General features: G+C 42.0%; 21 protein-coding genes and 1 pseudogene. 7 read left to right on the top strand and 15 right to left on the bottom strand.

Features of this window, described 5'->3' with window-relative positions; genetic code table 11:
* Positions 1-10: 10 nt before the first annotated feature.
* From DWX43_RS08395 to DWX43_RS08385, 3 genes are all read right to left on the bottom strand, one after another.
* Positions 11-316, bottom strand: coding sequence for a DUF2752 domain-containing protein (locus tag DWX43_RS08395; protein WP_242995947.1), 306 nt, complete (start codon positions 314-316; stop codon positions 11-13).
* 167 nt (positions 317-483) lie between these two features.
* Positions 484-1,089 carry a CD225/dispanin family protein gene (locus DWX43_RS08390; RefSeq protein WP_243099277.1) on the bottom strand — a complete coding sequence of 202 codons (606 nt, stop codon included), beginning with the start codon at positions 1,087-1,089 and terminating at the stop codon, positions 484-486.
* A 141-nt stretch (positions 1,090-1,230) separates the two neighbouring features.
* Entirely contained in the window at positions 1,231-2,586 is a 1,356-nt protein-coding gene (locus tag DWX43_RS08385) for a dicarboxylate/amino acid:cation symporter (RefSeq protein WP_109729933.1), read from the bottom strand.
* Positions 2,587-2,979: 393 nt separating this feature from the next.
* Between DWX43_RS08385 and DWX43_RS08380 the strand changes: the two genes are divergently transcribed.
* From DWX43_RS08380 to DWX43_RS08350, 7 genes are all read left to right on the top strand, one after another.
* Positions 2,980-4,494, top strand: a complete 1,515-nt coding sequence (locus DWX43_RS08380) for a YjjG family noncanonical pyrimidine nucleotidase (RefSeq protein WP_118619991.1) — start codon at positions 2,980-2,982, stop codon at positions 4,492-4,494.
* 18 nt (positions 4,495-4,512) lie between these two features.
* Positions 4,513-5,691 carry a PucR family transcriptional regulator gene (locus tag DWX43_RS08375; protein WP_118619990.1) on the top strand — a complete coding sequence of 393 codons (1,179 nt, stop codon included), beginning with the start codon at positions 4,513-4,515 and terminating at the stop codon, positions 5,689-5,691.
* A 160-nt stretch (positions 5,692-5,851) separates the two neighbouring features.
* Positions 5,852-7,249: an amidohydrolase family protein gene (locus DWX43_RS08370; RefSeq protein ID WP_118619989.1), complete on the top strand. Its 1,398-nt coding sequence runs from the start codon at positions 5,852-5,854 to the stop codon at positions 7,247-7,249.
* A 336-nt stretch (positions 7,250-7,585) separates the two neighbouring features.
* A complete protein-coding gene (locus DWX43_RS08365) occupies positions 7,586-8,800 on the top strand; it encodes a M20 family metallo-hydrolase (protein WP_118619988.1) in 1,215 nt (404 codons plus the stop codon).
* Positions 8,797-10,065, top strand: a complete 1,269-nt coding sequence (locus tag DWX43_RS08360) for a dihydroorotase (RefSeq protein WP_118619987.1) — start codon at positions 8,797-8,799, stop codon at positions 10,063-10,065. Before DWX43_RS08365 ends, DWX43_RS08360 begins: the two co-directional genes overlap by 4 nt.
* A gap of 86 nt (positions 10,066-10,151) precedes the next feature.
* The gene (locus DWX43_RS08355; RefSeq protein ID WP_118619986.1) at positions 10,152-10,862 is read left to right on the top strand and encodes a dihydroorotate dehydrogenase electron transfer subunit; all 711 of its coding nucleotides are present in this window, start codon (positions 10,152-10,154) and stop codon (positions 10,860-10,862) included.
* Positions 10,863-11,765, top strand: a complete 903-nt coding sequence (locus DWX43_RS08350; RefSeq protein WP_118619985.1) for a dihydroorotate dehydrogenase — start codon at positions 10,863-10,865, stop codon at positions 11,763-11,765.
* Positions 11,766-12,115: 350 nt separating this feature from the next.
* Here DWX43_RS08350 and DWX43_RS08345 read toward each other — a convergent pair whose 3' ends face one another.
* The 12 genes and pseudogenes from DWX43_RS08345 to DWX43_RS08305 all read right to left on the bottom strand — a co-directional run bounded on the left by DWX43_RS08345 (position 12,116) and on the right by DWX43_RS08305 (position 24,331).
* Positions 12,116-12,319 (bottom strand): hypothetical protein, encoded by a 204-nt coding sequence (locus DWX43_RS08345; protein WP_118619984.1) that lies wholly within the window; start codon positions 12,317-12,319, stop codon positions 12,116-12,118.
* Entirely contained in the window at positions 12,300-13,265 is a 966-nt protein-coding gene (locus DWX43_RS08340) for a DUF1848 domain-containing protein (RefSeq protein WP_118619983.1), read from the bottom strand. Before DWX43_RS08340 ends, DWX43_RS08345 begins: the two co-directional genes overlap by 20 nt.
* A 14-nt stretch (positions 13,266-13,279) precedes the next feature.
* On the bottom strand, positions 13,280-14,626 hold the full coding sequence (locus DWX43_RS08335) for an MATE family efflux transporter (protein WP_118619982.1): 1,347 nt from the start codon (positions 14,624-14,626) through the stop codon (positions 13,280-13,282).
* A 331-nt stretch (positions 14,627-14,957) separates the two neighbouring features.
* Positions 14,958-15,209: a DNA-damage-inducible protein D gene (locus DWX43_RS27330; protein WP_243099276.1), complete on the bottom strand. Its 252-nt coding sequence runs from the start codon at positions 15,207-15,209 to the stop codon at positions 14,958-14,960.
* Positions 15,206-15,535, bottom strand: a complete 330-nt coding sequence (locus tag DWX43_RS27325; protein WP_243099275.1) for a hypothetical protein — start codon at positions 15,533-15,535, stop codon at positions 15,206-15,208. The genes DWX43_RS27330 and DWX43_RS27325 overlap by 4 nt, the downstream gene beginning before the upstream one ends.
* 3 nt (positions 15,536-15,538) lie before the next feature.
* Positions 15,539-18,838: an AAA family ATPase gene (locus DWX43_RS08325; protein ID WP_118619981.1), complete on the bottom strand. Its 3,300-nt coding sequence runs from the start codon at positions 18,836-18,838 to the stop codon at positions 15,539-15,541.
* 150 nt (positions 18,839-18,988) lie between these two features.
* On the bottom strand, positions 18,989-19,129 hold the full coding sequence (locus DWX43_RS27610) for an HTH domain-containing protein (RefSeq protein ID WP_243099280.1): 141 nt from the start codon (positions 19,127-19,129) through the stop codon (positions 18,989-18,991).
* A 180-nt stretch (positions 19,130-19,309) separates the two neighbouring features.
* Positions 19,310-19,451 (bottom strand): annotated as a pseudogene (locus DWX43_RS27605) (ATP-binding protein); the annotation flags it as partial.
* A 688-nt stretch (positions 19,452-20,139) separates the two neighbouring features.
* Entirely contained in the window at positions 20,140-20,409 is a 270-nt protein-coding gene (locus DWX43_RS27310; RefSeq protein WP_243099274.1) for an RNA-binding domain-containing protein, read from the bottom strand.
* A 14-nt stretch (positions 20,410-20,423) separates the two neighbouring features.
* Positions 20,424-21,890: a 23S rRNA (uracil(1939)-C(5))-methyltransferase RlmD gene (gene rlmD / locus DWX43_RS08315; protein WP_118619980.1), complete on the bottom strand. Its 1,467-nt coding sequence runs from the start codon at positions 21,888-21,890 to the stop codon at positions 20,424-20,426.
* 88 nt (positions 21,891-21,978) lie between these two features.
* Positions 21,979-22,920 carry an HD domain-containing protein gene (locus DWX43_RS08310; protein WP_109729916.1) on the bottom strand — a complete coding sequence of 314 codons (942 nt, stop codon included), beginning with the start codon at positions 22,918-22,920 and terminating at the stop codon, positions 21,979-21,981.
* A 121-nt stretch (positions 22,921-23,041) separates the two neighbouring features.
* Positions 23,042-24,331, bottom strand: a complete 1,290-nt coding sequence (locus DWX43_RS08305) for a S1C family serine protease (protein WP_109729915.1) — start codon at positions 24,329-24,331, stop codon at positions 23,042-23,044.
* Positions 24,332-24,355: the final 24 nt, after the last annotated feature.

Raw genomic sequence — 24,355 nt, 5'->3', positions numbered from 1 at the left:
TCTGGTTCCTTTATATCCGTGTGGGCGCTAATAATTCAAACGGGAAACAGGGTATATTCCGCAGGACTCCGTACAGCAGGATCACGACAAGAAGCCAGCACAGATACTTATCCGATATATGTCTGTCTATATGGTTTCCCCCTGTAATCATCCAGTCCAGGCTCCTCGCAATGAAATATGCCGCTAGAAACAGCATCACAAAAATCATAAGCGGATTATAACGGAACGCCTGATAGAATTCCCCGTGTAAAAGGGCATAGCTTGCACGCCCTGCACCGCAGCCCGGACAGTACAGCCCTGTAATCGAATAAAACACACATGGGATGAACGGTACCTTTTCCGGATTGTGGCTGTACAGGTATGACGCCCCCAGTAAAAACAGGACGGCAATACTAAATAGTATTGCTGCCCTTAATGTCCTGTATTTTTTTATGTACTGTCTCAGTTTCCATCACTTCCGATCCTTTTACCACATTCAAAAGTTTAATAATAATAGTAAGAAGAACTTCCTATTGCCACAAGCAGAAAATAGATAATACCGCCCACTACGCCGACTACCGCCGCAATGATGGAGAAAATCTTTGCCTTCTTCGCACAGTCTCTGGCCTCATCCATCCTGCCTGACATCTGCGCCGTATTGATCTTGCTTGCAAATACGATGGCCGGGATTCCCAGCGGTATACAACAGCAGATCGTTGTGAGAATGGCAAACACTAAGTATGGTGTCGTATTAATCATATCCTGCGGATATGGTTCCTGATACTGGTTCTGATATTGATTCTGGTATTGGTTCGGGTCCTGATATTGATTCTGGTACTGGTTCGGGTCCTGATATTGATTCTGGTACTGGTTCGGGTCCTGATACTGGCTCTGGCCCTGATAGGCTCCCTGCTGCTCGTAATAATAAGACGGCCCCTGGTCTGCCGCATTGGACTGCTGCCCGGATGGCTGCCCCGAGCCTGCTGCGGCCGTCTGTGAATCAGACTCCCTGCTTTCCGTATTCGGCGGAACGGCTGTCTGGGCTGCCCCACAGTTCGGGCAGAACCTTGCATTGTCGTCAATAGTCTGGTTGCAGTTCTTACAAATCATATGCGTTACCTCATTCTTTCTGTAATATTCTTCTGATAATCTCTGCGGCACAAAAATTGCATTTGTTTTATTATACACTATTGCCGGGATATCTTCCAGAAGATTTCTGCAATATAATGGGAATGAGGTAACCATATACTTCTATTTTACCTTGCTGTTATAGACATCCTTATTCAAAAGCCCTTCTGACTTAGCTACATATACACTCGTACAGGAGTCACCCACTACATTCAGAGTCGTCATCAACATTTCAATCGGCCTGTTGATTGCCAGAATAAGGCCGTATGCCAGCAGTGCCCCGTCATTTGTAAAGCCAACACCAGACAGAATGGTGAAGAGAATGACAGCACCGGCACCCGGGGCTGCAGGAGTACCAACAGAAGCAACTAGTGACAAAAGTGAAATCACCAGAAGCGATAAAGGTGTTACATCATATCCGGCGCAGCCTGCAATAAACAATGTAGCAATTACCTGCATGATGGCATTTCCATTCATATTAACTGTCATACCAAGCGGAAGTACAAAGGAGGCAATCTTTGTATCCACACCAAGTTCGTTCGTTGTAGTTTCAAGATTCAGCGGCAGTGCAGCAGCACTGGAAGAAGTTGAAAACGCGAATACAATTACCTTGGCAATTTTTTTCAGGAACATAATCGGATTTAATTTCGTACCAATCCATATAATCAGACTATATCCCACGGTCAGGAACAAAAGCAGCAGAATAATAGTCGTAACAGCATAAACGAGGGCCGGCTTTAAGTAATCAATGCCATATGTTGCAAATGTCCTTGAAAGCAATACGAAGATAGCAAGCGGTCCAAACTTTGTAACAACAAAGTTAAGGAATACTACGATCACATCGTTTAACTCTTTTAAGAAGTTCTTTAATGTAGCCGTTTTTTCCTCCCCAAGAACGTTCATTGCAAGCCCTAATGAAACTGCAAGAAATACGATGGCAAGTACTGCGGTATTATTGCTGAAAGCAGTGGCAACATTAGAAGGCACCATATTCAGGACCACAAGCAAAGGATTTGATCCAGTCGTACCACTGGAGGCTTCTAACCCTGAAAGATCGGAGACATTAAAAAATCCGGCGTTAAACAATGACAGCCCTACGATACCGGCAAGGAGTAACGCAAAAAGGTAACATAAAAGGAACCATGAGATTGTTTTAAAGGATATACGCCCCAATGTTTTTGTATCTGAAATTGTGCCAATTGCAAGAGCAATTGATGTAAAGACCATAGGAATGATAACTAGCTGCAGGGCACGGATAAACATCTGTCCTATAATGTAGAACAGACCGATAGCACTGGTCGCCCCCTCAGCAGTAATATCCTGAAACAATATGTTGTTTATCGTGTTCCAGATGTCTCCATTTCCCGAACTGTTCAGTGATTCCCGAAGAAACATAAAGAGAAAACCGGCTATGATTCCAAGAGCAAGAGCGATTCCCATCTTTACCGCCAGAGATGGTTTTGATTTTTGGTTTTTCATACAGATTAAAATCCTCCTTTTTTACTTTGTTTGTTACGAGCTATTATTGTTACGTTTCTGCAAAAACGGAAGAAACGGCAATACATGTGTGACCTTTCTGCACACCATTGTGTATGCCGTTGCTTTATGGTTATATATTACTTTGTAGAATCCACACTTACAATCGTTAAATGGACAAAAATAAACGGAATATTTTGTCTTTTTTAACAAAGAATTTATAAAATGTTAATAAATGCAAAATCAGTTTTTCGTAACAAATATAGAAATATATGAAAAGTACAAAATGTTATTGACAAGGAAAGTTAAATGATGTAATATAATCCTTTCTCCTTCGGAAAAGAAGGAAAATTATAAATATTAAAAGCAATAGTCAGTCAATAAGGAGGTAATGGGATGTACAGCAACATGGAATCAATCGGGTTTTCGACTTATTTCAACGATGTAGTGAACTACTTTTATGAGGACAAAAAATTGGTGGCACAATTAGGGGAAAAGCTAGGATTTGACGTGAATCAGGATGTTTTTCTGGGGGTAGTATTTCTCTATCCGTCAGCAGAGCAGGGGACTTTTGATGAGAAAGAACAATTGAAGGAACATTTGGCAGAGATGCAGAATCTCCCATCTATCAACAAACAAATTAAACAGAACCAATTTTTTTATGTTGACAATGGTGTTGCAACATTCCTGATCGGAAACGACAAAGATGATATTATGAAGATACTTCCCGATTTCAAAAAAGAAGCGGTAAATCTTTTGGATTCAATGGATCAGAAGAAAAAAGTCCGCGTAGGTTTTGGACTTCCGGAAAAAGGAATTGAAGGAATCACACGTACTTACTCCTATGCCATAAAGGCAGTAAAGGCTGGGGAAATATTCAAAAAAGAACGATGCATTCTGGATTATATGGGAATGGAAATATATAGTTCTATTAATGCTATGGTCACAAATTATGGTAAACAAATAACAGATATTGTGTTTGAACAGCTCTCAGATATCGAGATCAGAGTTCTTGCCAAATATTATAAATGTAAAGAGGATATTGATACAACGGCACGGGTCATGAATATCCCGCCGGATTTAGTACGGGAGTATCTCGCAAACGTAAAGAAGTCTACAGGGCTTGACGTGCATGATACTGAGGATAGTTTCAAACTGCATCTGCTGGTAATTGCCAAAAAAGTTCTGGATACCAATAAAAAAATTGATAAAATCAAAGCAACAAATCATTATGAATATATTCTTCTTGATATTGATGATACGTTGTTGGACTTTCAGGCGAATGAAAGAGAGTCTTTTATTAATGTACTGAAAGACTACGGCTACAAAAACGCTGAGGACTATCTTCCTGTATACAAACAGATCAATGACCGGCTCTGGAAAGAATATGAGCAGGGGATTATTGAAAAACCGGAAGTCCTCAATACAAGGTTTTCCAAAACGATGAAAGAATTCGGTATTGAAGTCAATGGGAAAGAATGGGAAAGTAAGTACCGCTCCTATCTGAATGAGGGTGCACAGATGATCGAGGATGCAGAGGAAATCTGCCAGTGGCTGAAATCCAAATACCGGCTGTTCATCATTAGCAACGGAGTAGCACAGACACAAAGAAAACGCCTGAAAGCTTCCGGCCTGGATAAGTATTTTGAACAAGTATTTGTTTCCGAAGAGGTCGGGGCACAGAAGCCTTCCAAAGAATTTTTCTCCTATGTAGAAAATCATATTCCGGGGTTTGATAAAAGCCGGGCACTGATCGTCGGGGACTCCTATAGTTCTGATATTCAGGGTGGACTGCAGTATGGAATTGATACCTGCTGGTTTATACGCGGAGATATAAAGGAACAGGAATCGGGAGAAAAGAGCACTTACAGAATCAGTGGTCTGAAGCAGCTGAAAGATATATTAGATTAAAAACAGGGGCGGATAGAAATGGCAAAACTGAGAGATTTACTGCGGTTCCGGTCACTAAAAAACCTGAAGCTTATTACGGATACAGAATGTCTGGATGTCAATGTAGGTACCGTAACCGTAATGGAAGTACCTGACGTAATCCAGTGGCTGAGAGGGGATGATTTTCTGATAACCAGTCTCTATTCCATTGGAGACGATGAGGAAAAGCAATGTCAGCTTCTATATGACCTGATCGATACACGGAGTGCATGTCTGGCGATCAAGACAGGAAAATATGCACACCGCATTGCAGATAAAATGATTGCGATTGCAAATGAAAATCATTTCCCGCTGCTGCACATTCCATATGAGATGACTTATATTGACATTATTATGGATGCCATGAATGTCATCATGACAGAAAGTAACAGAAGAGAAATGCTTGGAAAGTACATATCGGATATCATTTTTCAGCCATTTGTCAATGAAAGTATGCTTAAGGAAGAAGGCAGACTATTGAAAGTGGATATCGAAAATGATTATTTTCAGGCAATGGTGCTGGATGCTGATATGGAAGAAGGTCAGGGTGGGAATACATCACGTATGATAAAATTCGCCATAGACAGGCTCTCCAATTTTACAGAGAGCCTGTCAGATCAAATTTTTTGTGGAAATTCCAAACTAGAAAACGGGATGTTGATGCTGCTGTATAGTAAAGACAAAAGTGTTCTGGAACAATATCTTCCATTTGTGATTACGGAAATGCGCGTGATGCTGGACAGCCTTTCTATGCCGAACGACTGGAAGGCAGGGATTGGAACAATAAAGACAAAGGCATCAGGAATCCGGCACTCTTATGAAGAATCCATTCAGGCAATTGAACTGGGACGGATAATGGATGGAAAAAAGAAAATTTACGAATTCCGCGATCTTGAATTGTACAGCAGCCTGCGTGAAATACTACAGAATAAATCAGACAGCCTGTTTTCAAGCATCCTTGGGAAATTGAAAAACCAGGAACTGGTCGATACTTTGATTATTTATTTTGAATGCAATGGAAATATGGATGAGACCGCAAGCCGGATGTATACACACAAAAATACAATTAAATACCGCTTGAATAAAATCAAGGAACTTACCGGACTTGATGTAAAATGTCAGGGAGATAATTTTAAACTATACTTTATGATTCTTGAGAAAAAGTTATGCGGCAGATAAGGCACCGCCATGTGCAGAAGTTTGCCATATCTTTGTTCAAATAAACAAAAAGACGGGCTTATTTTTGAATTAATGAACATATCATTGAGCGCTTCGAAAAGATATACTTATCATATTCAGACAAAAGTGACCTTTTCAACAAACAGGCAGGAGGAGCGCTATGATTTACGATTTACTGGTCAAAAATGGAAGCATAGTAACCGGAAAAGAAATAACAAAGGGAAACATCTGTGTTTTAAATGGCAAGATTGCCGCAATCACCATGCCGGATGTGGAATCAGAGGCGAAAGAAGTCGTAGATGCGGAAGGAAAATATGTATATTCCGGCTTTATAGACACACATGTACATTCCAGAGATGGAGGACAGACACAGAAGGAAGACTTTTTCCATTCGACAATGTCAGCGGCATATGGAGGGATTACGACAATCCTTGAGATGCCAAATGCAGTTCCTGCGGTAGTTGACAAGGAAAGTTTCGAACGGCAGAAAGAAAATCTGGAGTCGAAAGCCTGCATAGATTTTGGGATGTGGGGACTGTGCGTAGGAAAGGAAAATAATGATAAGCTGGAAGAGCTTGCAAAAGAGGGTGTGGTCGGCTTTAAGTTTTTCTGGGGGTATTCTATCAGCAAGAGCGACTATTCTCTCGTTTATTCCCCGAGCAGCATGGGAGATGGTATCATCCCCCCATTCGGCGACGGTGAAATCTACGAAATTTTCCAGAAGGTACAGGAAACAGGAAAATTAATTGCAATACATGCAGAAAATGCAAGCATGATTAAAAGCTTTACAGAACAGGTAAATCCAGCTGATTATAAAAACGAATACGAGGCCCTTCTGGCAACAAGACCGTCTGTTACAGAAGAAACAACAATAAAGACAGCTATTTCTTTTTCCAGAGCGACAAATGCACATCTCCACATTCTGCATGTAAGCTCAAAAGAAGGAGTTGAACTAATTCGGGAAGCAAAAGCGAAAGGGTATCATGTGACGGGTGAAAGCTGCCCGCATTATCTGACACTGACAAATGGAGATTTTGACAGAGTAGGAAAGATGATGAAAGGCTATCCTCCGGTAAGGTATCAAGCAGATCAGGATGCGATGTGGACAGGTTTAAAAGACGGAACATTATCCTTTGTATGTTCCGATCACGCACCACACAGAAAAGAGGATAAACAAGGTTCTATCTTCGACATCCCGGCAGGCATGTGTGCAGTGGAGACTATGGTTCCGCTAATCGCAAATGAAGTAAACAATGGAAAGATAAGCAAACAGGAACTAGCAGTCATCCTTTCTGAAAATCCGGCAAAACAATATGGTTTATATCCACAAAAGGGTTCTCTGGAAATCGGGACTGATGCAGATATTACAATTATGGATTTTAATCAGGAAAAAACTATACATGCTGATGATTTACATAGCGTGAGCAAAGTGACTGCTTATGACGGGTTTAAGGTGGGCGCAGTTCCTGTGTGTACCATCGTCAGAGGAAATGTATTGGTGAAAGATGGAGTAATGTCAGAGGATAAAAAAATCGGGAAATTTATCCGGCCGCAGTAAATCAGGCGTTTCATTGACAAACTTTTGTCTTGTCGCCAGACATGGACAAAAAAACCGGGAAGCCGGCCCCATGCTGGGAGAACCTACGCATGGGGCCGGTTTTCCAGTTTTTCCTGTCGACAGGCTTTTCTGCCGGCTAAACTCCATTGTCTAAATGAACAAAAACAGGGACTTTTTTTTGCGTTTGGGAACATATCATTGGATGCTTTGGAAGGATATACTGTTCTCATACTAAAGAATGTATTTGGTAACTGCGGTTCTCTGGAGCCGGAGATGGCAAACCGGACATAAAACAGTTTTTTAATTGGAGAATATGAGCAACAGGAGGAAAATGATATGGTACATAGCCGTAAGGATTTGCAGTATTGTGAGGAACTTTTCAGACGTTTTTACAGTATAGGCTCAACTACAGATGGCGGTGTCACGAGATTAGGGTATTCGCCTGTGGAAGACATGATGCATGAGGAATTTATTAAAAGCGGCAGGGAGATGGGATATACCGATATTGCGGATGAGGCCGGGAATACTTATGTCTGCAACAGTATGGATGATAATTATTACCTGATTGGCTCTCATCTGGATTCTGTAGTGGAAGGCGGCAGATATGACGGCGTGGCAGGTGTGATTGCCGGTATGATGGTTCTAAGATGGGCAAAAGAAGACAATCTTCAGGTTCCGGTCAGGGTCGGGGCTTTCCGGTGTGAAGAGTCCAGTAATTTTGGCTGCTGTACGATCGGAAGCGGGCTTATTACAAAAGAAGTGTACAAACAGGATATTGAGGGCTTAATGTCAAAAGACGGCCAGCTTTTAGGTGAGATTTTTGAGGAAAGAGGACTGAATATCCGCCCTAAGAAGATAGAGGGGGTGCGGCAGTATCTGGAACTGCATATTGAACAGGGAAAGGTACTGGAAGAATGCCATACAAAGATAGGAATTGTGAGTACGATTGCAGGACCTGTCCGCTATAATCTGTATTTTCATGGAATGGCGGAGCATTCCGGAGCCACTCCAATGATGATGAGAAAAGATGCGTTATGTGCGGCATCAGAAGTGATATTGGAAATAGAACGCATAGGCCAGAGAGAGTCGATGTATCAATCAGTGGCAACAGTAGGCGTCCTTTATAATAAGCCAAACGCAATGAATGTAATTCCGGGATCAGTACAGCTTGGCATTGATATCAGGGGAATTGATACGGCGAGTCTTGGGCGGATTGAAAGCGGCGTGTTAGACACTGCGAGAAATATCTGTGAAAAAAGAGAGATACAGCTGATTGAGGAAAAATTAAGCAGTATTCCTCCGATAGAAATGACTAAGGATCTGGAGATGAAGCTGGAAAAGGCCGCAAGGGAATTAAATATATCTAACCGCATCATGGTAAGCGGGGCAGGACATGATGCAATGTCATTTGCTGCAATTTGTGATACTGCTATGATTTTTATTCCATGTGATAAAGGCATCAGCCATAATAAAATGGAGTTTGCCACGATAGATGATATCTGCAATGGGGCAAGAGTAATTTATGAACATATCAGGAGGGAAAACCAGTGATTTTAATCAAAAACGGCAGGGTCATCGACCCCAAAAGCGGAATGGATGAAACCATCGATATTCTGATTGATGAAGGAAAGATTGTCGGGTTAGGAAAATATAAAAGAAGCAATGAATATGAACATGTTATAGAAGCAGAAGGAAAAATCGTTGCACCGGGACTGATTGATATCCACGTCCATTTCCGCGATCCCGGTCTGACATATAAAGAGGATATTGAAAGCGGCGCTTTGGCAGCTGCAGCAGGAGGATTTACGACCGTAGTATGCATGGCAAATACAAAACCAACAGTCGACAATAAAGAGACTCTTGAGTATGTTCTTGAAAAAGGGAGGCAGACCGGTATCCACGTCATGTCTGTCGCAGCTGTGACAAAAGGAATGCAGGGACAGGAGCTGACAGACTTTCGGGAATTAAAAGAAGCCGGGGCTGCAGGCTTAAGTGATGATGGAATTCCCATTAAAGACAGTAAGCTCATGTATGAAGCTATGGCAAAGGCAAGAGATGCAGGAATGCCTGTCAGCCTCCATGAAGAAGATCCTGATTATGTGATTCAGGCGGGAATCAATAAGGGAACCGTTTCAGATGAACTTGGAATAGGTGGTGCAATGGCATTGTCTGAACAGCTCATGGTAGCAAGGGACTGCCTTCTGGCACTCGAGACAGGGGCGAGAGTCAATATTCAGCATGTAAGTTCACGAATTTCTGTGGAGTATATCAGGCTTGCACAAAAATTAGGTGCGGACGTCTGGGCGGAAGCAACACCTCAGCATTTTTCCCTGACTGAGGAAACGGCACTTGAAAAAAAGACACTGGCCAAGGTCAATCCTCCATTGCGAACACAGGAGGACAGATATGGAATCTTAGAAGGGCTGAAAGACGGCACGATTCAGATTATTGCAACTGACCATGCCCCCCATTCTACAGAGGAAAAGGTAAAACCGGTTACTCAGGCACCGAGCGGCCTGATTGGCTTAGAGACATCGCTTGCCTTAGGCATTACGAATCTGGTTCGGACAGGAATCCTTACAATGGAATACATGCTGAAAAAAATGACGCTGAACCCGGCAAGGCTGTATGGGCTGGATGTAGGATATATCGCGAAAGGTGCGCCTGCCGATATTGTTATATTTGATGAATTCGAAAAATGGAAGGTAGAAAAATTCCATTCTAAATCCTGCAATTCTCCGTTTATAGGGGAGGAGCTATATGGCAAGGTCAAATATACAATCTGCGCCGGCAGAATTGTATATGAAGATAAATAGTAGCAAGAAGTATTATATATAGAAGGGAGGCATTTGCAGCTAAGAGTCTTGAAAGGACATGATCTTAGCTGCTGAAACAGGAGGCCATGGGAAAAATATTAACGAATGTAAGGCTGTCAGATGATTTTTATCTGATTGAAGCTGAAGAGAAAAATGAAGTAAAAGCCGGACAGTTTTATCTTCTTAGAGGATGGAATGAATATCCGGTGTTATCAAGGCCAATCAGTGTATTTGACGCAGACGGTGAAAAAGTATCTTTTCTCTACAAGACAGTTGGAAAAGGCACTGAAATTATAAGCAATTTGCTGCCGGGTGAGGAATTGATTCTGCAGGGACCATATGGAAATGGATTTCCGGCGGATATTAAGGGGAGAGTTGCCATGGTCGGCGGCGGAGTAGGCATCGCACCATTTTACTATACGGCAAAGAAATACAAGGAAAGCGGAATGTGTGACCAGATTGACCTTTACCTTGGATTCAGCGGGCAGGCGGTTCTGGAAAAAGAATATAGAAGCACAGCGGATAATGTCACGATCGACATCGGAGGTTTCATCACCGACTCCATTAATCCTCTGGATTATGACGTCATACTGGCCTGCGGCCCCGAAATCATGATGAGGGTATTATATGAGAAATGTATGAAACTGAATGCAAAGGCGCCACTGTATGTATCTATGGAAAACCGTATGGCATGCGGCATGGGAATGTGTAAAGTATGCACGTGTAAGACGAAAAGCGGAAATAAGACGGCGTGTAAAGATGGGCCGGTATTTCTGGGAAGTGAGGTGTTTGCATAAATGAGCAGATTAAAAACAGAGTTTGCCGGAGCTGCATTTAAAAACCCGGTAGTTCTGGCATCCGGAACGTGCGGTTTTGGAAGAGAACTGGCAGAATGCTTTGATATTGAAAAGTTAGGCGGACTTTCCTCAAAAGGGATGATGATCCATCCCCACGGCGGAAATGACGGAATACGTATCTGGGAGACCCCAAGCGGTATTATGAACAGTGTAGGGCTCGAAAATCCGGGAATCGAATCCTTTATCGAAAAAGATCTGGACTGGATTAACGAAAAAAATGTTGTAAATATCGTGAATCTTGGCGGACATTCAAAAGAAGATTATTACCGCGGAGTGGAGCGGTTAAATGATGTGCATCTGGATCTTTTAGAACTGAATATCTCCTGCCCTAATGTAAAAGAAGGCGGAATGAATTTCGGTGTAAAAACAGAAGCCGCACGCGAACTGGTGCGGGAGGTCCGCAAAATCTGCAGACATAAACTAGTAGTTAAGCTTTCACCAAATGCAGAGGATATTGTCTCACTCGCCAGAATGTGCGAAGAAGAAGGCGCAGACGGCGTCTCCCTTACCAATACCTTCCTTGCTATGGCAATAGACATAAAGAAAAAGGCACCGGTATTTAACAATGGGTATGCCGGACTTTCAGGCCCGGCAATTAAGCCAATCGCGCTGCGTATGGTACATCAGGTATGTAAGGCTGTCAAAATACCTGTTATGGGACTTGGCGGGATTACGTCATGGCAGGACGCCATTGAATTCATCATGGCAGGTGCCCAGGTGGTACAGATTGGAACCGGAACTTTTATGAAACCGGATATCTCACTGGACATCATTGCAGGAATGGAAAAATATCTAAAAGATAACCATATTGAATCTTTGGATGAAATACGTGGCATAGTATAGTCTTTGCTGAGAGAAATTTGACGTTTATACTATTCTTAACATTTAACTAGTTCCAAAATTCTCATAAACTCAAAGTCCGAGAGCCGGAACTGACATAAAATTAGTTCCAACTCTCAGACTTTTATTATTAATATTCTACTATTTTACCAAACAGTGACACATTTAACATATTAGATGCATTGACATAAATATATGTCAAAAGCTCAAACAATATCTTCATTTTCTATTATAAACTTTCTATCTAGCACTCCTTGGATATCCTTTATCATCTCATACAGTTTGATATATTTTTTGTCGATAAAAGGACTAAAAAAATCTAAAATTTACTATTGTCTTCCGTGCTCAATCTGTTATTGCCGTTTGTTTATTTCAGCTTCTATCAGACAGTTTGCTATTTCAAAGGCATCCACTCTCCGCTTCGCCAATGTAATCTGAGATTTGTATCTATTCATATCTTCCTTTAATTCCAAAGTTTTTATCGTTTCCCTTAACTTGTGCAGCGTTGAATCGATCTGTCGTTTGGCCTCAGTCAGGTCATGAGTCGTAAATTCCATTATATCCCCTTTCAAACAATATCATCTGTCCATCTTTCAAAGACTTTACATTTCTTTCTTTTATTATATCCGATTCGTTTATTTCTCCGAACAACAACGGTGATTTTGGGTTATGCATCTGAAAGTTTTTAGAAACCATTTTTCCACTGTGATTTGCATAACAATATAGGCATCCATTTTTACACGTATTATATGCTCCTATATCAATGCTTGAAACACATCCACATTCAGCCCTTTGATTCGTATCCTTACCAACGTTTAATCGAAAACCACCTATTCTTTCAATTCTTTCCTGGTCAATACATTTCGCATGTCTAATGCCTATCGTTTTATAATCATTTTTTTCAGCACAAGCATCTATATAGAAACCATACTCTTTCGCAATATTTACAAATTGTTCCAGTAATTCCATTTGCATTTCATAAGTATCTTTCATAATACCGAGCGGACTCAGATTCCGTTCCGTATTTCTGTATACATCCAAAAAACTGACCGTACATTTCTCTGTATATTCTCCGAGCTTCGATGCTAACACCCTGAAATATTTGCAGTGGTAATCCATTGTATACTGCCCGCTAAAAAAGATAGGATCATATCTCCAAATAACTTTCTCTTTTCCTATTTCTTTCGAAAGTTTTTGAAAAGCCGGTATAAGCATTTTATTTTTTGACGGTAAATCAGGCTCAACATCCGGCCCATATGCACTTAACGTAACCTGAAAATAATAAGTATAATCTGACAACTCATTCAAGCGTTTCAGCATAGGTATTGGGTTCTTCGTCCAAAAAACAATCGCATCCAAAACATCAGGTGATAAATCTATTTTGCTGACTTGGTGCATATTCATCGGATTTCTCACCAACACATATTTTTCTTTTAATCTGTGAAACATCCACTCAGAAAAATAAGATGGTATATCGGTTCTTCTGCTTGCACTAATAATCACTAAATCACCTCCGGTTAAGTTCCCCCGCTCACAGGGCTATTCCAGTTTCCTTTCCAGATATAAAGAATGCTCAGAGCTGCCCCCAAAAACCACGAGGTCGGATAGACCATCATCAGCAAATCCACACTATGCTTTACCGCCATTGCCACTCCTATCCATATGATACGGAACAAGCAGAGAGAAATCAGGAAGATGAACATCGCCTCCTTCGTCTTTCCGGCTCCCCTCATAGTACCTGCGAGGATATGAAGAATTGCAATTCCCCAGTAAAACGGGCAGAAGAACCGCATAAGATAAATCCCGCATTCCACCACTTCCCTGTCACTGGTAAACACTCCGATGACCTGCGGTGCAAAAAGCATAAGGAGTATACCGCTGGCTACAGCATAGACGATTCCCATCGCCGCTGACGTGAACATCCCCTTCTTCACACGTTCCAGTTTCCCCGCCCCGATATTCTGCCCGGTAAAGGTGGATGCCGCCATTGCTATACTCATTACCGGAAGCAGGTTAAAGCCATCTATCCTCAGATATGCCGCATAGCCTGCCATTACCACAGAACCAAAACTATTCACCGCGGACTGTACGAACACATGTGCCACAGAAATCACGATATTCTGTATACCTGTCGGAAACCCAACCCGGATAATCCGTCCCAGCAGCTTATCGTAAAAACGTATATCCCGTATTCTTACGTGATATATCTCGTCCGTCCTTGTCAGAAATAAAAAGATAAGCACGCTGGAGATAAACATGCTGATAACTGTAGCAAATGCGGCCCCTGCAATCCCCATCTTTAACACAACGACAAATAACAGATCAAGAAATATATTAGCTATGGCCGCTATAATTAAATAGATAAGGGAACGTTTCGAATTACCAACAGCATTTAGGATCCCAGCCGCCATATTATAAATAGCAGAAAACACAATCCCTGCGAAAAAAATCTGAAGGTATACCACTGCATCCTGAAACAGTTCCGCCGGTGTTCCCATCGCCCGCAGAATAACAGGCGCCAGTAGAATACCTGCCGTAGTCAAAACAATTCCTGCCACAATTGAAATCGCAACAGTGGTATGTACAGCCTTATGCAGCCCCTCCTTGTCCTGTGCGCCAAAAAACTGGGATATTATAATCCCTCCCCCTGCCGATGCACCGACAAAGAAGCCAACCAGCAGATTCACAACGGCACCGCTTGCCCCGACTGCAGCCAGTGCCTTGCTCCCAACATAATTTCCCACAATAATAGAATCCACCGTATTATATAATTGCTGGAACAAATTCCCCATAATAAGCGGAATTGCAAAAAACAGCATTTTCTTCCAAATCGTACCTTCTGTCATAATCGTTGTCTTTTTCATAAGTTTACCACTCCCAATGAAAGTTTATTTCATATGAGATCCCTCCAACGCCCTAAGCAATTAAATCCATCCCTATTTTTCCAATCTTTTCAGTCTCTTTCTATTAGTCAGAAAAGTCTTCCCTCCTTTTCACAGTAGCAAGGGTACTTTTCTTACTCACATGTATGTGATCTCTCCAAACTTCTACACTATCGCCAAGATAACCTCTTCCTCTTTAACATTTACTACATTTTCCGTTCTAACAAAACCACACATTCAACATGTGAAGTATTGTCCAAACTCGCGCCAGCATTTGTTGTAGCATCTCTAAATGCGCTTGATGTACTCGCTACTATTCATCTAACATTAATGTCCCATTTTTTGCTTTTCTCTTTAATCGTACCATCTGCTCTTTTTCAATCTGCTGAATACTCTTTTCAGGAATCGGTAAGTCCTCAGGCATTGCCCCTCCAATTTTCTCAATGGCAACTCGCACCTCATGTCCTACGGAATAATGCACCAAAGTAGCAGTTTTCGCATCGTCTACTCCATCTTTTCTCAATTTTTCTTCCGTCTGTGAAATACGAAACAGATTTGCAATCAATTCTGTACTCCCCATATATCCTGCATTTTGAAAAATGGCAAATTTTTCATTCGTAATAACGCCCGCTTTATGTGTGTTTCAGCAAGCATCTGATTCCACTGTTTAATATCGCCTCGTACAACAAGTCTTCGATTATCTTCGCTCAATTTATTGAAATGGTCTGCAACCTCCTGACGATATGTCTGGATAGCAAAGTAGGTTTGACCCAGCGCAATGACCGCCTTCCTCGAATCGTCATTTTGAACCACCAGATAACACGCATATCTGGTTAATTCATAGTCCACCACAGGCTTTTTTGTTGCCCTGCTTCTACCACCAGTAATCATACATCATTTATTTTCTGTTCTGATATACTCTACAAGTTCTAATATATTTTTCTGACTTCCCGATTCACATAAAACCTGATACCAGTACTTCTGCGTACATGCCGCACTCAGCGGCACTTTATACCTCCCTTTTTTATCCGGACAAAACTGGTATATTTTCTCAGACAGTTTCACCGCCAGCCTTTCCAATATATCATTCACCCTATATACAAGTTCTCCTGAATACGTCTCCAAAATTTCTAACGCCGGCACTGAAGTATAGGAAGCTCCGACTGGCTCCCCCTCTTCTATATCCACCGTCATATCTATAAGACTTATGACCTGTTCCACTATATATTTATCTGTTCCATTTCCAACCTTTTGTAAAAATTCTTCCATATAAGGTTTTATAAAATATTTTTTGCAACATGCTTCATCTGCATTTTTCAAAATCGGAATTAAAATATCCGCAACCATTCGCGTCTCATAGAGCAGATTAAGTAATCTCTCTTTATAAAACAATTTTCGCTTTCTCTCATCCTTTTTCAATATTCCAAGAGCCAAATAATAACCAAACATATTATCGTTTAGAAATGAAATCCATTTTCCTTGTTTCCGCAGAATATGGATGTATTCCAGTTCTTCTAAGAGCTTATCCCGATATTTTTCATTCGGCATAATATCTCGGATTGCGCTTCCGTTAGCGGACAATGTATCCAGTCCATGCTCATACATCCCAAGCGCCAGTCTCACAATCTCACCTCGAATATCCGGCAAACTGGATTTTTCCTCTATGTATTTGCAGAACGCTTCGTAAAACTCCTCTATTGAAGTTGGTAACGCTTCAACCGCCAAAAGATATTCCGCCAAGCATTCCATATCCTCTATGCAAAAATTCTCGCGCAACAGAAAATGCCCCTCTGTCATGCAATTCGTACATTTCTTTTCATCCCCAGAGAATACCCACCCCGTCAATTCTCTGTACAGTTCCTCCTCTGACAGATAATTTGGTATCCCTAACAGCCAGCCGCCCGCTTCCTCAACTACCATCTCATACTGCTCTTCCTCGACAGTATACTTACTAAGCGAATTGGCATACCATGCATCCTCTACGGGCGTTTGTTTCTCCTTCACTTGATATGTTCGATCTGCAGCTGTCCATACCTTTTCAGCAAAACGCTCGGTGTATTTCACGCCAAAATACTGAAATATCTCCGGCAAAAGCTCCAAATAAAAATCCAATTCACAGTCATCCCCGTCCATAAGGTATTCCACGTCTTCAAGTACAAGACCTTGAATCCTCTTTTGCATCTCTTTCCAATGTTTTTTCCGAAACGGTTCATACTCCTTTTTAAACCCTTTCAAGAAAGCCATGTCCATATAAAAATATTCCTGTACCCACCGGATCCGCGGATAGTATCCCTCAATCACCGATTCCACCGAAACCATAATCCCCGCCCGTGCAATACTAACTAGAAGTTCCGGCAAGTTCACCATCTCATGGTATTCGTAAGGTCTCACCCCCTGTTCAAGCAGATTACAGATGTGGGCTACATAACGTTCCAAGAAATTCCCTATAGTCTCCTCCCGGCTTTTCCTATAAAGCAGCATCAATTGCCATACCTTATGAAGCTGATACGCATTTGGCGGAGCATTCACTGTATATTCACCATAATCTATATCACCATTATATATATAGGTGTATTTCAATTCATCCATTTCCTCGCAAAGCCGCCTCAGCGCATTATTACGGCACGCTCCTGACAAGGGCAGTCCACCTTCTATCATCACATACAGTTGATTATAAAATAGTAAACCCCTGCAAAGTGTTTCCTCATACACCCCAATCTGTTCTTGCAGATATTCATGAAAAAAATCGCGCAGAGAATGGTTGATAAAATCAATCACATACCCTACTTCCTCATCGTAGCTTACCCTTGTAAACATCCCCTCCGTCTCTTTCAGTAAAGCATCAAACCGCTCCGGTTCCAACTCATACCTTTTATCATATCTCACGCAGGATAAAAAGCTCTGTTTTAGTTCTTTTACAAGCATCTCTTCCTCCGACAAGAAAAGAATCATACAAAGCAACCTTGCTCCCGATGTTAAATTGTGTAGAATTTTTTCCCAAAAGTCATTTGGTTTTTCCATATACTTGATTAAACCCTCGCCATATTCCTCAGGTGTTTTTTCCTGTGACGGCACATGTTCTAAATAATATTCCACCGCCCTAGGGGTATAGTGTGAATACTCAATAAAGCTGTCACACTTCCTGTAAATTCTTTCTACATAGGGATGTTCCAACTCCGATGCGTATAAATGTTTAAATAGAATCCGGACTTTCTGCTCCGCAGTATACTTTTTCATGTCTACTATCAGTTTTTCCCCGTCACAAAGTTCGCTAACCTCTGAAAACACGCGAAGACCCTGTTGTAGCACAAATTCTCTCGTGGTAATAATGACCATCAGATTTTTTTGCCATTCTACGTCCTCGAAAAGTTCACTTAATTTTTTCTCCGGATTCATTCCGACTCTTGCTTCCGAGAACTGTGTCTTTCCCCAAAAATCATCTACAATAAAAATCTGCTTCTTATCATCCTCCATCAAATCATAAATGGACTGAATGGAATCCACCACCCAAATCTGCTCGTATTCCTGCCACGTCATGAAATACTTAGCCAGACAATATGCATGTATTGTCTTTCCCACGCCTGGCTCCCCTGATAGAATTATTTTCCTCCGTTTCGAAAGTATATCTACCGCTGTCCGAAAACAAGCGGTCTCCACAAATAGTTTCGATGCCTGTCGGATTCGCTCCGTATACCTTTTCATTCGTTGGTAGTTTCCGTGGTTTACATTCTTTTTTAACAGCTCATCCAGAACCACCGAGCTGGATATCCACAATTTTTGAAAAGCCAGCTCCATCGAATGGTATTCCGGTCTCTCAAGATATCCATTTAAATCATCTCCTGTAACAATATCCTGAATGTCTCTTATACATCCGTCAAACATCTCCAAAATCTGTTTCTCTATCTCCGGTCCCACGTTACCGGAAAGCACTAAAATATATCGTTCCGGTTTCAGATGTTTCGCTTTCTCCACCTCTGGCCTCAGCTGACTTATCAAGCGTTTCCCTGTAGCACCCAGACGCTTTGCCTGTAAAATGATAGTCCCTCCATCATCACAGTACAGTCCATCTGTCCCACCGTCTCTGCCCTCACCAAAGCGCTTAAATGTAACACCCTCCCTCACACTGAGCATGGCGCAGGCAAATTTTTCAAATTCTTTTGTTTCAAACACTTGATGAAAATCATAGTTTCTCATAATAATACCTGCCTATCGGTTTCTTAATCATCTGTATATCACCTTGTTTCCGCGATTTTCCTAATCTCAGTAAAATCATCAATGTAATCTTAAATGCGATTCTTTCTTGCTATAACAGTGCTTATACTCTTTGCTTCTTTTCAAATCTTTCTAATTATCTTTTACTTCCCAATAACCACTTCTGGCCGAGCCGACTCGTTTCAACATTCCCTTCTCATTTAACTCTTTAATACTCTTTTTGACAGCTCTTGATGTAATGCCTAATTCTTCTGCCATTGCCGTCTGTGTCATTTTCGGATTTAATAAAATCATTTCTATAATTTTCTGCTGTGTTTGGTTCACATCTTTTAGTGAACTTTTTGGTGAACTTTTTGGTGAACTTTGGTGAACATCATTATAAGACGGTCTATATAAATTCACCCTAAAACTGTCTCCAATCTCCAGTAATTCTGGTTCTCTAATGCCATATTCTTTGCAGGAACTAAACATTCTTTTAATGCCAGTTCCCCAGCTTTCGATAATCTTCATCCTGCTAAACACTTCCGCAATACATCTGTTGCGAATCTTTGAACCACCCCTTAATCTGCTCTATCGTCAGACCTCCATACAACATTCCCGGAGAAGTAATCTCGACTCTATCATCGTATACTGCCACTTGTACACAAGATCTGTCCAAAAAATTTCTGTGTGTCACGGCATTTACAATTGCCTCTCTAATTGCTTCTGTTGGCAATTCATATGCGTCCGTTCTTACAAGACCATTTATCTCTGCCCCCAAATTGATATGCTTCAAGACAAATCCATAGGCTTCTTCAATCTGCTCATAAAGCGGACCTTTAAAGTCTCTTTTGTCAATAAATACAACTCTTTCAGTACCCTTAAATAATGCACATTGAATTTTTGCAAATGGAAATGTGTTATTTGTCAATAAAACAAAGGCATTTGTTGGAACCAGTATTCCGTCCATATTTTTTACAATACCCCAATTAATCAAATTCTGTACTGTTACATCTTTTACTTTTTCTTTTTCATTTTTCGTTTTAGCGGTCTCTACCATATAACTCTTAATGGCAGCACATAGCCCTACTGCCAGGAGTGCATCATATTTTTGCTCCACGCAAATCATCTCATCAAAAGATTGATTCGTTCCCTGCAACTCTAAGTCTTTTAAAATCGCTTCATCAGCCGGTCTGGATGTTCCAGATACCCTGATATAAGTACCTGATTCTTTTCCAAGCGATTTGATATAATATAGTCTGCTCGCTCCCGGGTATATTTCAATAACAATAACACACTTTCCGTCAATAGTAATCTACTCCAATATTGGGGAATATCTGGGGATAGCACGTATCAGAAATAGTAATTGTTATACTGTCCATAATCTTAAAAATTTCATCTTTATCAACACCTACTATCTCATGTGTTTCATCATCTACACCAATAATAATCTTGCCACCAGCTGTATTAGCAAATGCAATAACACTCTTTATATACTTTTCGCTTTTCTTAGGAACCACAACCTTAAACTCAATATTGGTCGATTCTCCTGCCTTAATCTCATCTGCTAACATGTCTTATTTCCTCCTCAATTCATAGCTTTGCTCTCCGCAGCAGTCAAATCAAGCTCATCCATATTCAAAACCACCTCGATATGTTTATCACTGTGAAGTTTGGAAAGCAAACATACACTCTCTGTATGCACGCTCATCGGAAACTGATCTACTCCTCGAACCTTCTTCAGCTCATACCCAGCCGCGCAGAGATATTTCAAATCTCTTGCCAGCGTAGCCGAATCACAGCTCACATAAACAATCTTTTCCGGTCCCATCTCCACCATTGTCTTCAGCAGTGACTCCTCGCACCCTTTCCTCGGTGGATCTACTACAATCACATCCGCACAGGCTTTCTCACCCGGATGTTCCTGTCCATATCTGTTATAATACTCTGGCAGCACATCTTCTGCCTTACCCACATAAAATTCTGCGTTCTCTATCCCATTGATCCGTGCATTATTTCTTGCATCATCAATCGCCTGCGGTACAATCTCCACACCATAAACCCGTTTTGCCCTCTGAGCCAGAAACAGTGAAATAGTGCCTATTCCGCAATATAAGTCCCAGACCGTTTCATGCCCCTTAAGTCCTGCATATTCCAAGGCAAGTCCATAAAGCTTTTCCGTCTGTGCCGGATTCACCTGATAGAATGACAGCGGAGAGATCTGATACTTTATATTGCCGATATAATCCGTAATATATCCCTGTCCCCACAGGACCTCATAGCCATCCCCCATGATGACATTTGTATTCTTCATATTAGAACTAATGCTGATACTTGTCATACCATCAATCTTTACCAATTCCTCTATCAATTCCTCACCGTGAGGAAGCTTCTTCGCATTAATCACAAGACAGACCATAACTTCTTTCGTCGTAAATCCAAAACGAATCAATGCATGACGCATAATCCCTTTCCCACTTTTCTCATCATAAGACGAAATCCGGTACTCCTTCATAAAAGCCAGAATGATCTCAAGAATCTCCCGATTCACAGGAACCCCTAAGGCACATTCCGTATTTGCTATAATATCATGCGTCCTCCCGGCATAAAAACCAGTAACCGGATTCCCCTCTTTATCTGTTCCAAACGGAAACTGCGCTTTATTCCTATAATAAAAAGGCTCATCCATCCCAATAATCGGCTCCATCACTTCCTCCAGAAGCTCTGTAGAAAATCCCCCGATACGTTCCAGATTGCCTTCAATCTTCCTGTTTTTAAACTCTAGCTGCTTCTCATAAGACATTTCCTGAACCTGACATCCCCCACATTTCCGGGCAAATTGGCACTTCGCCTTTACACGGTCAGGTGAGGGCGTAATAATATTCATTAATCTTGCATACCCATAACTCTTCTTAGCCTTCATCACCTTCGCTTCAACCACATCACCAATCACCGCATCCTTAATAAATAAGGTATAGCCATTCACCTTGCCTATACCTTCCCCACTCACTCCAATATCATCAATTGTCACTGTAACAATATCATTCTTTTGCATAAATATACCCCTTTTGCACGTTTTGGTACACCACTAACCTTAATTGGGGACGTAGTATTCTTTAAAAAGATTACGTCCCCAATTAAGGTTAGATTGATGTTTTCCTCAGGTTTGATTCGAATAGTCTGTTATACCCCAGCCATTCTGTCCCTGTTTTGTCTTTGAATATTTCTGTTAATGTCTGCATTTTTGCGTCTGCGTTATCGGCCAGGTTGAGTGCCATTGCTTCTGCCAGTGCTGGTTTTTTTGGTGAGCCGTATTCGAGTTCTCCGTGATGGGCAATGATACAGTGTTTTAGTTCGCTTGCCAGTTTTTCAGGGAAGCCGGGAATGGCGCGGATTGCTTCGCTTACCATTTCTATGCCTATGATGATGTGGCCCAGCAGTTGTCCGTCATCGGTATAGTCGTTATCCGGAAATGCGGAAAGTTCTTTTGTTTTGCCTATGTCGTGGCAGATTGCGGATGCGATCAGCAGGTCTTTGTTTAAGATTGTGTACGTTCCTGCAAAGTATTCACACAGCTTTACAACACTGAGTGTATGCTCGAGCAATCCGCCTGCAAATCCGTGGTGCACTGTTTTGGCTGCGGAATGGCCTTTGAAGGCTTTGATGAATTCTGCATCGTCGACATAGTAGTATTCTACAGCCTGACGGAGGTAGTCATTGGATATCTGGCGTATATAGGACAGAAGTTCGCTGTACATTCCCTCCACGCTTTTTTCTGATGTGGGCATGTAGTCGGCCGGGTCGTACTCGCCTTCGCCTGCTTTTCTGATTTGTTTTACGTTCAGCTGCAGGTTGTTGTTGTAGCTGATCACTTCACCGAATACTTCGATAAAGTCCTTCTCATCATAATCGGCGATCCCCTGTGAATTTGGGTCCCATACTTTTCCGTCAAGTGTTCCTGTCTTATCCTGAAGCAAAAGATTGTCGTAAGCCTTACCGTTCCTCGTCTCGGCAGAACGTTTTCCTCTGCACAGGTATATCCCCCTTATTGTTTCTCCTTCATGTAATTCGTTAATAAACTTCATGTTGTCCTCCATTCTGTATGTGCTGCCTTTCAGGCAAAATTACATAATTCAGGCTGCCAAGTATCCTGGCAGCCGTATCGCATTTCCAGTTATCTGTTTATTACTGTTCACTCCCCAGCCTCTACTCCAGACTGCCTACAGTCACCGTAAAGTCAATGTCAACATAACCTCCGGCACCACGGCGTTTTCCTTTCAGTTTTACAGGCTGTCCTACCTTGCATTCCAACACTGCCTTTTCATAGGACAAGAGATTCGAGAGTTTTTCTCCGGCAAGTTCCTGCAAAACATCGCCGTTCTGTATACCTGCTGCCATTGCAGGTGAATCCGTGCTCACCTGTGTAACATAAATTCCGGTTGGCATCTCCTGCTCTTTTGCAATTGCATCATTGATTGTAGTTCCGTAAATCCCTATATATGGTACGCTGTCGCCGTTCACCAGAAGTTCGATCGTAGCCTTCAGGTCCGATATCGCAATTGCCTTTGCGGTATTATTCTCCGTCTCGTTCCAGATCCCCGGCTTAATCATGCCGATCACTTCACCCGACAGATTGAATAAAATACCAGTACCGTTCGACGCTGCCGCAATATCCGTGGCAAGAACACGGCGCTGCCCGTCTGCCAGTGTCTCCTGATATTCATTGGAACTTACGATTCCATATCCGATTCCGTCTGCATATCCGAAGGTATTACCCAGAGCCATCACCAGATCGCCCTTTGTAGTGAGGTTCGAGTTTCCGAGTGCTGCTACCTCTATATTTTCCCATGTTGTACTTGTAAGCTTGACACGCGGAACTGCAAATACCGCAAGTCCGCTGTTCTTGTCCTGCTTTTTCAGGGACACTCCATACTCGCTGTTATCCGAGAATGTAACTGTCCACTTTTCAGCCTCTGCACAAATTTTGTTTTCACAGAGCATCAGGAGTTCCTGACCGTTGTCCGCCACGATGATTCCGGCCGCACTGTTCTGGGTACCGCTTCCGTCGGAAGAAAGGGCCGCATCAGCCTGTACCGGCTGTATAGATACTACACCCTTATTTGCATCCTTGGCAGTCTCATAGACGCTTTTCATAATCTCCTTATAGCTTTCCGCGTCTAATACAGGGGTCTGAACCACTTCTGCCTGTGGATCCTGCGCGGGTTCCGTCTCCGGTTCCTCATCATCCGGGATGGTCACGGTCTTCGGGCTGCCCTGAAGTTTCGTCTGTGCCCAGGGTTTGAGCGCAAAAAAACCAAGGCAGGCGAACGCTCCGAAAATCAGTCCATAGATACCTACTCTTGCGAGTTGTGTCAGGATCTTTCTCCTGGTGACTGGTTTTGGCTTAATCGTCTCCTGCAGGAAAGAAAACTGCTCTTCTTTCTGCTCTTCCAATCCATGTTCCGGCTTCTGCTTCGGATCTTCATCGTACGGCATAGGTTCTAATCTCCTTTAGTCTAT

This window comes from Clostridium sp. AF19-22AC (assembly GCF_003479085.1).
Taxonomy (GTDB): Bacteria; Bacillota; Clostridia; order Lachnospirales; family Lachnospiraceae; genus Faecalicatena_A; species Faecalicatena_A orotica.
Note: the sequence above shows the minus strand (reverse complement) of the source record. Positions and strands in the feature narration are given on the sequence as shown.

What these genes read in the sequence shown, in the direction of transcription:
- DWX43_RS08390 (WP_243099277.1), bottom strand. Translation starts at nt 1,089, where the DNA reads ATGATTTGTAAGAACTGCAACCAGACTATTGACGACAATGCAAGGTTC.
- DWX43_RS08385 (WP_109729933.1), bottom strand. Translation starts at nt 2,586, where the DNA reads ATGAAAAACCAAAAATCAAAACCATCTCTGGCGGTAAAGATGGGAATC.
- DWX43_RS08380 (WP_118619991.1), top strand. Translation starts at nt 2,980, where the DNA reads ATGTACAGCAACATGGAATCAATCGGGTTTTCGACTTATTTCAACGAT.
- DWX43_RS08375 (WP_118619990.1), top strand. Translation starts at nt 4,513, where the DNA reads ATGGCAAAACTGAGAGATTTACTGCGGTTCCGGTCACTAAAAAACCTG.
- DWX43_RS08370 (WP_118619989.1), top strand. Translation starts at nt 5,852, where the DNA reads ATGATTTACGATTTACTGGTCAAAAATGGAAGCATAGTAACCGGAAAA.
- DWX43_RS08365 (WP_118619988.1), top strand. Translation starts at nt 7,586, where the DNA reads ATGGTACATAGCCGTAAGGATTTGCAGTATTGTGAGGAACTTTTCAGA.
- DWX43_RS08355 (WP_118619986.1), top strand. Translation starts at nt 10,152, where the DNA reads ATGGGAAAAATATTAACGAATGTAAGGCTGTCAGATGATTTTTATCTG.
- DWX43_RS08350 (WP_118619985.1), top strand. Translation starts at nt 10,863, where the DNA reads ATGAGCAGATTAAAAACAGAGTTTGCCGGAGCTGCATTTAAAAACCCG.
- DWX43_RS08345 (WP_118619984.1), bottom strand. Translation starts at nt 12,319, where the DNA reads ATGGAATTTACGACTCATGACCTGACTGAGGCCAAACGACAGATCGAT.
- DWX43_RS08335 (WP_118619982.1), bottom strand. Translation starts at nt 14,626, where the DNA reads ATGAAAAAGACAACGATTATGACAGAAGGTACGATTTGGAAGAAAATG.
- DWX43_RS27325 (WP_243099275.1), bottom strand. Translation starts at nt 15,535, where the DNA reads ATGATTACTGGTGGTAGAAGCAGGGCAACAAAAAAGCCTGTGGTGGAC.
- DWX43_RS08325 (WP_118619981.1), bottom strand. Translation starts at nt 18,838, where the DNA reads ATGAGAAACTATGATTTTCATCAAGTGTTTGAAACAAAAGAATTTGAA.
- DWX43_RS27610 (WP_243099280.1), bottom strand. Translation starts at nt 19,129, where the DNA reads ATGACACAGACGGCAATGGCAGAAGAATTAGGCATTACATCAAGAGCT.
- DWX43_RS27310 (WP_243099274.1), bottom strand. Translation starts at nt 20,409, where the DNA reads ATGTTAGCAGATGAGATTAAGGCAGGAGAATCGACCAATATTGAGTTT.
- rlmD (WP_118619980.1), bottom strand. Translation starts at nt 21,890, where the DNA reads ATGCAAAAGAATGATATTGTTACAGTGACAATTGATGATATTGGAGTG.
- DWX43_RS08310 (WP_109729916.1), bottom strand. Translation starts at nt 22,920, where the DNA reads ATGAAGTTTATTAACGAATTACATGAAGGAGAAACAATAAGGGGGATA.
- DWX43_RS08305 (WP_109729915.1), bottom strand. Translation starts at nt 24,331, where the DNA reads ATGCCGTACGATGAAGATCCGAAGCAGAAGCCGGAACATGGATTGGAA.